The organism is Aeromonas sp. FDAARGOS 1403 (genome assembly GCF_019047325.1).
In the GTDB taxonomy this organism is placed as follows: Bacteria; Pseudomonadota; Gammaproteobacteria; order Enterobacterales; family Aeromonadaceae; genus Aeromonas; species Aeromonas dhakensis.
Genome location: NZ_CP077249.1, coordinates 2,053,974 through 2,065,314, shown reverse-complemented (window position 1 = coordinate 2,065,314; position 11,341 = coordinate 2,053,974). Strand labels below are relative to the sequence as shown.

Sequence of the window (11,341 nt, the reverse complement as noted above, 5' to 3'; positions counted from 1 at the left end):
TAATGACAACAGGGCGACCTGAATAATGAATGATATCGCTGCCGTAGCCGGACAACTGGCCAGACTCAGGGAATCCCTTCAGCAAAAACAGCTGGAGCTGGACGGCATTGTCTCCTTCTCCGATACCGAGCGCGCCCGCAGCATCCAGTTCATCGCCAAGCTGATGCAGGCCTGCCGCGGTCACGACCGGGAGCTGGACAACAAACTCGCCAAGCTCAAGCAGAAACTCGACGGCAACCCGCCGCTCTCCTCCCTCGACGCCGATCTCGCCATCATCGAGAAGCTGCTGCAGCAGCACGGCAACGCACTGGAAGAGTCCATCTCCCTGACCAAGTCCGCCATCGAACTCGGTTCCAAACAACTCAAGGCCATCAAGGGCTTCCCGGAAGATACCCGCAAATCCCTCAAGGAGTTTCTGGCGAGCCCGGATGGCTATGGCATCGGCGATCACCAGAAGAAGGTGATCCGGCTGCTGGAGTTCTACCAGCAGGCCATCAAGATCCAGCTGTTGCCCAGCCAGCCCCTGCTGGCCCAGAACAGTCAGCCTGAGGTGGTCACCGATCTGGCAGCCCCCGAGCCGGATGCCCCCTTTGACGTCAAGATCCACGCCCACATCGCCGACGAGCTGCAGCGGCTCATCACCGAGCTCGACTTTGCCGGTGCGGTGGGCGAGAGCCTGGCGGACATTCGCCGCCAGTTGCTCAATGGCATCACCCCTCCCCTGCTGGCCGAGATCTGCCTGCAGGTGATCGAGCTCATCATCGAGGGCACCCGCGAGGAACGCAAAGCCTCCCAGGCGTTTCTCAGCACCCTCAACGAGAGCCTTTCGGCCGTCCACTTCAGCTTCACCGAATCCCTCGACGAGGGGCGGGCCCTGCAAAGTGCCACCCTGGATACCCGCAAGGCCATCGACCAGGAGCTCAAAGCCATCGACCATACCCTGGCCAGCCATGACACCCTGGGCGACCTCAAGGAGGCCATCTCCGGCCACATGGGCGCCATCAGCCTGCTGCTGCAGGACAGGGAAGCCATGGCCGCCCGCGAACGCCACCTGCTGACCCGGCTCTCCACCATGGAGGCTAAACTGCGACTGATGAAGGAGGAGACCGCCGAGTACAAGAAGCGGCTCACCATCCAGAAACACAAGCTGTTCCTCGACAGCCTGACCCAGGTGCACAACCGGGCGGCCCTCGACGAGCGGCTCGAGCTCGAATACAAGCGCTGGCTGCGCTACGGCACCCCGCTGTGCCTGGCCATCATCGACATCGACCACTTCAAGAACATCAACGACAACTACGGCCACATGGCCGGCGACAAGGCGTTGAAGGTAGTGGCCAAGGCGCTGCAGGGGGCCCTGCGCGACACCGACTTCATCGCCCGCTTCGGCGGCGAGGAGTTCGTGGTGTTGCTGCCGAACATCAACCCGGACAAGTATCAGAAACCGCTGGAAACCTTGCGCCAGACCATCAAGAGCATTCCGTTCCGCTTTCGGGATGCCAGGGTCGAGATCACTATCTCCATCGGCGCCACCCTGTTCAGGGAGGGGGACCACACCACGGATGCGTTCGAGCGGGCCGACAAGGCGCTTTACAGCTCCAAGCACTCGGGGCGGGATCAGGTGAATCTGGCCTGACGAGCGCCTAAAAAAGCAGCAAACGCACTTTCCCCCTATTCCCCTGCCCCACCGCTTGCAACTACTATCAAATTCAAGGGATGCCACAGGGCATCCCGTTTTCTCCCCAGGGAAAAGCACAACGATAACAAGCGAGTGAAAGGGGAACATATGATTACGCACATCAATCCAGTCGGCAGCATGGACTTGCTGTCCCAGCTCGAGGTGGACCGCCTCAAGCAAACCGCCTCCAGCGATATCTATCAACTGTTTCGCAACTGCTCGCTGGCGGTACTCAACTCCGGCAGCCATACCGACAGCTCCAAAGAGATACTGGAGCGCTTCAAATCCTTTGATATTCATGTGATCCGGCGTGAGCGCGGGGTCAAGCTCGAACTGTTCAACGCCCCCGAACACGCCTTCGTCGATGGCGAGATCATCCGCGGCATTCAGGAACACCTCTTCTCCGTGCTGCGCGACATCCTCTATGTGTCGACCCAGCTGGAGTCGAACCGGCTGGTCAACCTCACCAGCTCCACCCACATCTCCAACGTGGTGTTCGCCATCCTGCGCAACGCCAAGGCGATCCTGCCCGGCGCCGACCCCAACCTGGTGGTCTGCTGGGGCGGCCACTCCATCAACGAGATCGAGTACCAGTACACCCGTGCGGTGGGCAGCGAGCTGGGGCTGCGCGAGCTCAACATCTGTACCGGCTGTGGCCCGGGCGCCATGGAGGGCCCGATGAAGGGGGCCGCCGTCGGCCACGCCAAGCAGCGGGTGCGCAATGGCCGTTACATCGGCCTCACCGAGCCCTCTATCATCGCCGCCGAGCCACCCAACCCCATCGTCAACGAGCTGGTGATCCTGCCGGACATCGAGAAGCGGCTGGAGGCCTTCGTGCGCCTCGGCCACGGCATCATCATCTTCCCGGGCGGGGTCGGCACCGCCGAGGAGCTGCTCTACCTGCTCGGCATCATGATGCACCCGGCCAACGAGCGGCAACCCATGCCCATCGTGCTGACCGGACCGAAAGAGAGTGCCGACTACTTCCGCGCCATCGATGACTTCGTCAAGGCGACCTTGGGGGAAGCGGCCACCAGCCTCTACCGCATCATCATCGGCGATGCCCCCGAGGTGGCCCGGGTGATGAAGGAGGCGATGCCGAAGATCCGCGAATACCGCAAATCGGTAGGGGATGCCTACTCCTTCAACTGGTCCCTCAAGATCGAGCCGGAGTTCCAGCTGCCGTTCGAGCCGGATCACGCCAACATGGCCAGCCTGGATCTGCACCGCAACCAGCCGCCCCAGCTGCTGGCGGCCAACCTGCGCCGTGCCTTCTCCGGCATCGTCGCCGGCAACGTCAAGGAAGGGGGCATCCGCGCCATCGAGAAGAAGGGGCCGTTCAAGATCCATGGCGACAAGGAGCTGATGCACCTGATGGACAAGCTGCTGGAGAGCTTCGTCAAACAGCAGCGCATGAAGCTGCCGGGCAGCCAGTATGTACCCTGTTACGAAATCGTGCGCTGACGGTCAGCACAGATGAAACGAGGGGCGCAACGCGCCCCTTTTTTATTGCTGCCAGCCCTTCGGCCATCAATCCCCCATCGAGCCTGCTGGTTTGTTACAATGGGGCGTTCCGACTGCCAAGAGTGCCCCATGTCAAACCCAAGGCCACACCTGCTCATCATCGATGCCCTCAACCTCATCCGCCGGCTGCACGCGGTGCAGGCTCAGCAGGCGCTGACTCCGGCCCAGGCGTTGATCGCCACCCGTGCCAACCTCATCAATACCTGCCGCAAGCTGCTGGCAGGCAGCGAGCCGACCCACGTCATCGCGGTGTTCGATGGCGAGGTGCACAGCTGGCGCAAGGAGGTCTATCCCGCCTACAAGGAGGGACGAACCCCCATGCCGGTCGAGCTGCGCGAAGGGCTGAACGAGCTGCAGGATGCCTTCTGGGAGTGCGGCGTCGATGCCCTGCTCTCCCAGACCGACGAGGCGGACGATCTCATCGCCACCCTGGCCAGCGGCATTGCCCAGCACGGCGCCAGCGCCACCATCATCTCCACCGACAAGGGCTTCTGCCAGCTCATCTGCCCACAGATCCGGATCCGCGACTACTTCAACAAGCGCTGGCTGGATGCCGCCTTCGTCGAGCAGCAATACGGGGTGACCCCGGCCCAGCTGGTGGACTTCTGGGCCCTGACCGGCATCGGTGGCTCCAACATCAAGGGGGTGCCCGGCATCGGCCCCAAGACCGCCACCCAGCTGCTGCAACAATACGGCGATCTCGCTGCCATGCTGACCGCCTGCCAGCAGGAGGACGCCGCCAAGCCTTTGCTCAAGCTGCGCCAGTACCGGGATGAGGCCCTGCTGGCCCAGCGACTGGTACGGCTGCAGCGGGACATCCCCCTTGGCTTCAACCTGCGGGAGATCCGTTATCCGCCCGCCCCGGATGCCTGATGACGCTATCTCGCCAAGCATGACCGGACTCACTCTCGCTGTTGACAAAAACAGATAGAATGTAAAGAAACATGGAGGGTTAGGTGGAGAAATGGTATAAAACCGCCGAATCCTCCCCCTCTGTTCCCTAGAAGTGGATACGTCTCATGTCAAAAAGAAAAATTACCGTCATCCCGGGCGACGGCATCGGCCCCAGCATCATCGAATCCGCCATCCAGATCCTGACCCACGCCGGTTGTGACTTCGAATACGAATACGCGGACGCCGGTCTGGTGGCGCTGGAGAAGCACGGCGAGCTGCTGCCCCAGGCCACACTCGACCTGATTGAGAAGAACAAGGTCACCCTGAAAGGCCCCCTCACCACCCCGGTCGGCGGCGGTTTCACCTCCATCAACGTCTCCCTGCGCAAGAAGTTCAACCTCTACGCCAACGTGCGTCCCGTTCTCTCCTTCAAGGGCACCCGCAGCCGTTACGACAACATCGACATCATCACGGTGCGTGAAAACACCGAAGGGATGTATTCGGGGGCAGGTCAGAAGCGCAGCGATGACAACCAGAGCGCGGAGGCGATGAGCATCATCACCCGCGAAGGGGCCGAGCGCATCGTCAAGTTCGCCTTCGAGCTGGCCCGTCAGGAAGGGCGCAGAAAGGTCACCATCATCCACAAGGCCAACATCCTCAAGTCCACCTCCGGTCTGTTCCTGGAAGTGGCCCGTGAGGTGGCCAGCCGCTACCCGGACATCCAGAGCGAAGAGATGATCGTCGATGCCGCCTGCATGAACCTGGTGATGTACCCGGAGCGCTTCGACGTCATGGTCACCACCAACCTGTTCGGCGACATCCTCTCGGATCTGTGTGCCGGTCTGGTCGGCGGCCTCGGTATGGCGCCGGGCGCCAACATCGGTGATGGCGCCGCCATCTTCGAAGCGGTGCACGGCTCTGCCCCGGACATTGCCGGCAAGAACATAGCCAACCCCACCTCGGTGATCCTCGCCTCCATCCAGATGCTGGAGTATCTGGGCATGCAGGACAAGGCCGAGCGCATTCGCGAAGCGGTGCGCGCCACCATCGAATCCGGCGACCGGGTGACCCGGGATCTGGGGGGCAACGCCTCCACCAGCGAGTTCACCCAATCCATCATAGATCGTTTGTAATTGGTGCCAACTTGTTGATTTAAAAAGGGAGCTTCGGCTCCCTTTGTTTTATCTCACGGCGCGCTCCCCCCTTTGTCGATTGGCTACTATGTTCAATAGATAAGGGATAAGGAGATCCATTATGCGCGCTATCGTTACCCTGTTGCTCATCAGCAGCAATGTCATGGCAATAGACAGACCGGTCGAGAATGCCTGGCCCCAGCTGCCGCCATCCACCCAGCCGGCCAGCCAGGTCTGGCAATCCACCCTGGATACCAATGACCTGCTCAAGGCTCCCAAACCCCTCTCCTTCGGGATGGATGTCGTCACCGACAGCAATGGCAACAGTCAGGTCACTCCCTATCAGAAGCTCAACCTGACCGCCGAGAAGAGCGTCAGCCTCTCCTTCGAACAGCACAAGCCCAGGATCAAGTTCAAGACCGCCGGCATGAACACCTCTCTCAAGCTGCGCAGCAACGGCGTCAAGCTGGAGTTCAGCCCGACCGATCGCACCATACCGCTCGACATCGAGCTCAAGCTTACCGATGGCGAATCCTCGCTGCGTTTTGACTATCGCTTCTGAACGCAAGCCGAATAAAAAGGCCGACAACCTTGGGGTTGTCGGCCTTTTTGTCAGCCCATGTCAGCCAGCCTTCACTCCTGGGGGGAGAGCTTGGAGACCCAGTACTTGTTGAAGACATGCACCGTGATCTCTTCGCGATCGTGGTAGAGCTGCTTGGCCTGAATGATGAAGCCGCCATCGATCTCCGCCAGCAGTTCACGCAGCACCTGGATGTTGTGCACCGCCTCGGCGTAGCGCTTCTTCATCGGCAGCTTGAGGTTGAACATGGCTTCTTGGCAATCGCCCTCGCGGAACCAGTCGGCGATCATGTGGGTCACCCGTGCCGGCTTGTCGACCATGTCACACACCAGCCAGTAGATGTTCTTCTTGCTGGGACGCCAGACAAAGCCGTCATCGCGGATGTGCTTGACCTGGCCGGTATCCATCAGGGATTGCGCCATCATACCGTTGTCCACCGCGGTCACCATCATGTCGCGACGCACCAGCTGATAGGTCCAGCCGCCCGGGCAGGCACCGAGATCCACCGCCTTCATGCCGGAGCGCAGCCGCACGTCCCACTCTTCCCGCGGTACGAACACGTAGAAGGCCTCTTCCAGCTTGAGGCTGGAGCGGCTTGGCGCATCGGCAGGGAAGCGCAGGCGCGGGATCCCCATGTGGAAGGCGGAGTTGTTGAAGGAGTAGGAGTAACCCAGCAACACGTGGTCGTTGGCCAGGAAGAAGGCGTGGAACACCGGACGGTTCGGGGTCTCCTTCTTGGTCAGGATCTCGTTGCTGCGCAGCGCCTGGCGCAGCGGCACGGTGAATTTGCGGCAGAAGGCGGAGAGCTCCTTCGCCTCGTTGGTGTCGGCCGTCTCCACCCGCAGATCACCGCAGATGGCGTAGTCGCGGGTCGCCTCGATGATCGGGGTGATCCGATCCGCCAGATCCAGCTCCTTGAGCTCGCAGGTCACCACCAGCATCTGGCGGATGAAAATGAGCTCCTTGAACGGCAGCTTGCGCGCCAGCAGATCGGCCTCTTCCTCACCGTAGCATTCGAAGATGATGTAGCCGCTGTCGTCCTTGACCCGGGCAAAGCCATAACACTGCATGTTAGTGGCTCGTTCGGTGATCTCTGCCGCCGCCTCTTTCTCAAAACCGGGGCGGCAATAAAGCAGCAGATTATTCATTCTTTCCTCCAAGACGACAGCCAGCCCACATCAGGGCCGCCCATCCCAACATAAAACAGAGGCCACCGGCCGGGGTGATGAGCCCCAAGCCCTTGCTGCCAAGCAGCACCATGGCGTAAATACTGCCGGAGAATCCCAGGATCCCCAGCACAAAGGCGGTGCCAGCCAGGTTGATCACCTTGCTGCGCACACCGCACCACCCCAGCACCAGCAGGGCCAGGGCGTGAAAAAACTGATACTGCACGGCGGTATTGAAGGCCGCCAGACGCGAAGGGTCGATGCCGGTGGCCGCCAGACCGTGGGCACCATAGGCGCCCAGCATGGTCGCCGTCAGGCCGAAAAAGCCCGCCAGCACCAGCCAATGTCGATGAAATTGCATCCCTTGCCTCCTTGTTGTCCCGCGCCAGCCTCAACCCCGCGCCGGGATGGTCGCAATGAAATCCTTGATCCGTTCGGCCGCCTGGCGCAGGTTGCCCTGCTCGTTCGCACCGCTGCTCTTACGCGGTTTGAAGCCATGATCACCATCGGTCAGCCAATGGACCGATACGGCGGATGAGAAGGGGAAATCAGCCAGTTCGGCACGGGTGCCGAAGGTATCGCGCTCCCCTTGCAACAGCAGGGTTGGCGTCTTGATCTGCTTGAGCACCTCGCCCCGCCAGCGGTCGGGGTTGGCCGGGGGGTGGAAAGGATACCCGAGAATGAGCAATCCTGCAGCATTCATCTCGTCCTCACTCTCCTGATAGAGTTCGGCCGCCATCCGCCCACCCATGGATTTGCCCGCCAGAAACAGTCTGGGATGGGCAAACGCCTTGATCATCTGGCGCCAGTGGTCGAGCAGGACAGGCTGCCGGTCCGGCGGACGACGCTTGCCATCCAGGGCACGCTTGCTCATGTAGGGAAAGTTGAAACGCACCACCTCGATCTCGGGCCCGGCCAGCAGCCGTGACAGCTCGGCGAGAAAGGCGTGCTCCATACCGGCCCCGGCACCGTGGGCCAGCAGAATGCGAACGGGGGCATCAACAGCCCCCTCCCGGATCACCTCATGCATCTGCCAGTCTGGCCCGGCGACGGGCCTCCTCCTGCTCCACCAGTTCCAGCATCCAGTCGCGGAAGGCGACTATCTTGCCCTGATCGGACTGCTGCTCCTGGCACACCAGATAGAAGGCGTTCTTGCTCACCAGCACCTGCTCGAACGGGCAGATGAGGCGACCCGCCTCTATCTCTGGCTGGGCCAGCACGCTGTGACCAAGGGCCACCCCCTGGCCGTGAATGGCGGCCTGGATCACCATGGTAGAGTGGCTGAAGATGGGCCCCTGATTGACGTTGGGGGCATCGATGTCGAGCTGGCGAAACCAGGCCTTCCAGTCGCGACGCGAGGTGTCGTGCAGCAGGGTGTGACGGGTCAGATCGTCCGGGGTGCGCAGCGGCTTGGGACCGGTCAGCAGCAGCGGTGAACAGACCGGGATCAGATACTCGGTGTGCAGCTTGTCGGCCCGCAGGCCGGGCCAGTTGCCGCGTCCGTAGTAGATGGCCACGTCCACGTCGTCGGTGAGCGAGCCCTCGTCCATGTCCACCGCCTTGATCCGCACGTCGATGTCGGGATGACGTTCACTGAACTTGACCAGCCGCGGCACCAGCCACTGGATGGCGAAGCTCGGCTGCAGAGAAACGGTGAGTGCGCCCTTGGCGCTGCGGGCCAGCAACTTGTCGGTCGCCTCCGAGATGGAGGTGAAGATGTCCTTGATATCGAGGAAGTAGCCCTGCCCCTCCTCAGTCAGCAACAGAGAGCGGTTCTTGCGGCGAAACAGCTTGATACCGAGGTACTCTTCCAGCGCCTTGATCTGGTGACTGATGGCGGCCTGGGTCACGAACAGCTCCTCCGCAGCGCGGGTGAAGCTTAAATGACGAGCCGCGGCTTCAAACGCTTTCAGTGCGTTGAGCGGGGGTAAACGACGAGACATGAGACCAGCCGACGATGAGTTTTTCTAATGGGCCGCATTATAATTTGTCGGTTGCGGGTCGACCAGTGAATAAACATAATTCGCTTCGCAATCCGTTGCCATATGGCTCACTTTTTCTCTTCCATGTTGGTTTACATGTGATTTTTGTGAGTCTCTGGAGTGCGATTGTGGTGTTGTGTTTCTTCCTCTGCGGGAAGAGGGGCTTAAATCGGACCGATTTAACCCAGTCTGTCATCTGAATGTGTTTGGCGCCTCCGGTTGGAAGGCGCCTTTTTTCTTATCCCTATACCTTGAACTGCCCCACCAGTTGCTGCTGCTTGTCGGCCAGCGCCGACAGCTCGCGACCATTTTCGGCGGAGCTGGCCGCCTCGGCCCGGATGGTGTGGCTCACATCGCGAATGTTGCTGACGTTGCGATTGATCTCGTCCGCCACCCCGCTCTGCTCCTGCGCCGCCCTCGCGATCTGCTCGTTCATCTGATGTATGGTGCCGACCGCGTGGATGATCTGCTCCAGCACGCTGACCGACAGATCGACCTTGGTCAGCGTCAGATCCGCCTGGCCGTGGCCTGTCATGATCGCCTTCACCACCGCCTCGGTGCCGGACTGCAGCTGGCCGATGAGGGTCTGGATCTCGACGATGGCGTTCTGGGTGCGGCCCGCCAGATTGCGCACCTCGTCCGCCACCACCGCAAAACCGCGCCCCTGCTCGCCGGCCCGCGCCGCCTCGATGGCGGCGTTGAGCGCCAGCAGGTTGGTCTGCTCGGCGATCCCCTGGATCACCACCAGGATGTCGTTGATGTTCTCGCTGTTGGCTGACAGGTGCTCCACCACCGGCTTGGCATCGCTGATCACAGCCATCAGCTTGCGCATCGCCTCCTGGGTGTCGGCCACCACGTACTTGCCCTCCTGCGCCGCCGTGTCGGCCTCGTTGGCAGCGGCCACCGCCGAGTTGGCGTTGCTGGCCACCTGCAGGGCGGTAGCGCTCAACTCCTCGAACGCGGTCGCCACTAGGTCCACCTCCTGATACTGAGCCTGCATGCCGGCACTAGTGCGCTCGGCGACGCTGGCCGCCTGCTCCGCGCTGGCCCGGGTGCCGGCAACGGTATCTATGACCTGGCTGATGGTACTCTGCAGCTTGTTCAAGAAGCTGTTGAACCACTTGGCCAGCTCGCCAATCTCGTCGTCACGGCGCAGCTCGATGCGCTGGGTGAGATCCCCCTCGCCGCTGGCAATGTCCTTGAGACGGGCCACCACGGCGCGGATGGGGGCCACTATCTGATGGGCCATCAGCCAGATGCAGATCAGCGCCACCGCCGAGATGAGGCCACCGATGAGCAGCTGGGTCATCACGCTGCGGCTGGCCTGGCCGGAGAGATCCTCCTGCAGTTGAAGGGCTGAGGCGAGCACCACGCTGCGCGGCAGCTCGATGTAGATGCCCCATTTCTGTTCCGTACCGCGCATCTTGACCGGTACGAAGGTCTGCAGCAGGTTGCCGTCCGGACTCCAGCGACTGGCCACCTGCCCCTGGCCCAGCCAGCCCTGCAAGGCGGCCGTCAGGGTCTGATACTGCTGACCGAGCGGACTGCCCAGGGTGACGTCGAAGCCGTCCACCCCGGCAACACGGCCCTGACTGCTCACCAGCAGCACCTTGCCCTGCCCCTCATAGAGCTCCTGATCCATCTCCTTGACCAGACTCTGCAGCGCGGTCAGCGAGATATCGACCCCGACCATGCCGAGCAGCTTGTCTTGCTCCAGCAGAGGCACTGTCACCGAGGTCATCAATACCTTTTGCGAGCCCACATCGTCCAGATAAGGCTCCAGCAGACAGAGGGCCTTGCTGCGAATGCTGCAGCGATACCACTCGTTCTCCACCCCGCCGGCCGCGGTCGGGCTCTCGTCCGCCAGCACGGATTCGTCCTGCACCTCGGGTTCAATCTTGCCGTCGACCCGCGCCCAGTAGGTGGAGAAACGCCCCTGATCGTTGGAGCCCAGCGCGCTGGAGCCGTGGTAGTTGCTGTCTTCGCCGTCGAGCTGGTCCGGCTCGAACACCGCATAGACGCCGAGCAGGTGATCGGAGGAGGCTGCCGCGTCATGCAGTTGCTGGTTGACGGCGGTACGCAGTGATTCGGAGGAGCCGAAATTGTCGGCCGCATTCTTGCGCTGGAACAGGATCCCCTGGCCCAGCAGGGTTGCCCGGAAGTAGGCCTCGTCCAGATAACTGGTCACCTTGGCCGCCTGCTCCGAGCCCATCGCCTTCATCCAGTTTTCGGCCGCACTCTGGGCTTCCGCCGTGGTAGAAGTCAGCACCTGATCCTGCATGTTGGCAGCACTGAAGAGAGAAGAGGCCACCAGGGCACCGGCACTGGCCAACAAACAACAACCGGCGATCAGGGTGATCCGCCCCTGAACAGAAAGAGAACTCATG

Annotated in this window: 10 protein-coding genes; 5 read left to right on the top strand and 5 right to left on the bottom strand. The window is 61.7% G+C overall.

Going from position 1 to position 11,341, the window contains the following annotated elements; all coding sequences use genetic code 11:
• Window positions 1-25: 25 nt before the first annotated feature.
• The 5 genes from I6L33_RS09900 (at window position 26) to I6L33_RS09880 (ending at window position 5,788) form a co-directional block, all read left to right on the top strand.
• Complete coding sequence (locus I6L33_RS09900; RefSeq protein WP_010634795.1) at window positions 26-1,633, top strand: diguanylate cyclase; 1,608 nt, start codon at window positions 26-28, stop codon at window positions 1,631-1,633.
• A 150-nt stretch (window positions 1,634-1,783) separates the two neighbouring features.
• Complete coding sequence (ppnN, locus tag I6L33_RS09895) at window positions 1,784-3,139, top strand: nucleotide 5'-monophosphate nucleosidase PpnN (protein WP_005303505.1); 1,356 nt, start codon at window positions 1,784-1,786, stop codon at window positions 3,137-3,139.
• Window positions 3,140-3,268: 129 nt separating this feature from the next.
• Window positions 3,269-4,072 (top strand): flap endonuclease Xni, encoded by an 804-nt coding sequence (gene xni / locus I6L33_RS09890; RefSeq protein ID WP_216973989.1) that lies wholly within the window; start codon window positions 3,269-3,271, stop codon window positions 4,070-4,072.
• A 146-nt stretch (window positions 4,073-4,218) separates the two neighbouring features.
• Window positions 4,219-5,226 carry an isocitrate dehydrogenase gene (locus tag I6L33_RS09885; protein WP_095593226.1) on the top strand — a complete coding sequence of 336 codons (1,008 nt, stop codon included), beginning with the start codon at window positions 4,219-4,221 and terminating at the stop codon, window positions 5,224-5,226.
• A gap of 121 nt (window positions 5,227-5,347) precedes the next feature.
• A complete protein-coding gene (locus I6L33_RS09880) occupies window positions 5,348-5,788 on the top strand; it encodes a hypothetical protein (protein ID WP_005303511.1) in 441 nt (146 codons plus the stop codon).
• Between the two features lie 71 nt (window positions 5,789-5,859).
• Here I6L33_RS09880 and rlmM read toward each other — a convergent pair whose 3' ends face one another.
• From rlmM to I6L33_RS09855, 5 genes are all read right to left on the bottom strand, one after another.
• Window positions 5,860-6,954, bottom strand: coding sequence for a 23S rRNA (cytidine(2498)-2'-O)-methyltransferase RlmM (gene rlmM, locus I6L33_RS09875; RefSeq protein ID WP_005303513.1), 1,095 nt, complete (start codon window positions 6,952-6,954; stop codon window positions 5,860-5,862).
• The gene (locus I6L33_RS09870; protein ID WP_010634798.1) at window positions 6,947-7,333 is read right to left on the bottom strand and encodes a DUF423 domain-containing protein; all 387 of its coding nucleotides are present in this window, start codon (window positions 7,331-7,333) and stop codon (window positions 6,947-6,949) included. The genes rlmM and I6L33_RS09870 overlap by 8 nt, the downstream gene beginning before the upstream one ends.
• Window positions 7,334-7,363: 30 nt before the next feature.
• Window positions 7,364-8,002, bottom strand: a complete 639-nt coding sequence (locus I6L33_RS09865) for an alpha/beta fold hydrolase (protein WP_216973988.1) — start codon at window positions 8,000-8,002, stop codon at window positions 7,364-7,366.
• Window positions 7,995-8,915 carry a transcriptional regulator GcvA gene (locus I6L33_RS09860; protein ID WP_005303519.1) on the bottom strand — a complete coding sequence of 307 codons (921 nt, stop codon included), beginning with the start codon at window positions 8,913-8,915 and terminating at the stop codon, window positions 7,995-7,997. Before I6L33_RS09860 ends, I6L33_RS09865 begins: the two co-directional genes overlap by 8 nt.
• A gap of 283 nt (window positions 8,916-9,198) precedes the next feature.
• Entirely contained in the window at window positions 9,199-11,340 is a 2,142-nt protein-coding gene (locus tag I6L33_RS09855; protein ID WP_126882376.1) for a methyl-accepting chemotaxis protein, read from the bottom strand.
• Window position 11,341 lies beyond the last annotated feature (1 nt).

Coding starts and splice junctions, on each gene's coding strand:
- I6L33_RS09900 (WP_010634795.1), top strand. CDS start 26: ATGAATGATATCGCTGCCGTAGCCGGACAACTGGCCAGACTCAGGGAA.
- ppnN (WP_005303505.1), top strand. CDS start 1,784: ATGATTACGCACATCAATCCAGTCGGCAGCATGGACTTGCTGTCCCAG.
- xni (WP_216973989.1), top strand. CDS start 3,269: ATGTCAAACCCAAGGCCACACCTGCTCATCATCGATGCCCTCAACCTC.
- I6L33_RS09885 (WP_095593226.1), top strand. CDS start 4,219: ATGTCAAAAAGAAAAATTACCGTCATCCCGGGCGACGGCATCGGCCCC.
- I6L33_RS09880 (WP_005303511.1), top strand. CDS start 5,348: ATGCGCGCTATCGTTACCCTGTTGCTCATCAGCAGCAATGTCATGGCA.
- rlmM (WP_005303513.1), bottom strand. CDS start 6,954: ATGAATAATCTGCTGCTTTATTGCCGCCCCGGTTTTGAGAAAGAGGCG.
- I6L33_RS09870 (WP_010634798.1), bottom strand. CDS start 7,333: ATGCAATTTCATCGACATTGGCTGGTGCTGGCGGGCTTTTTCGGCCTG.
- I6L33_RS09865 (WP_216973988.1), bottom strand. CDS start 8,002: ATGCATGAGGTGATCCGGGAGGGGGCTGTTGATGCCCCCGTTCGCATT.
- I6L33_RS09860 (WP_005303519.1), bottom strand. CDS start 8,915: ATGTCTCGTCGTTTACCCCCGCTCAACGCACTGAAAGCGTTTGAAGCC.
- I6L33_RS09855 (WP_126882376.1), bottom strand. CDS start 11,340: ATGAGTTCTCTTTCTGTTCAGGGGCGGATCACCCTGATCGCCGGTTGT.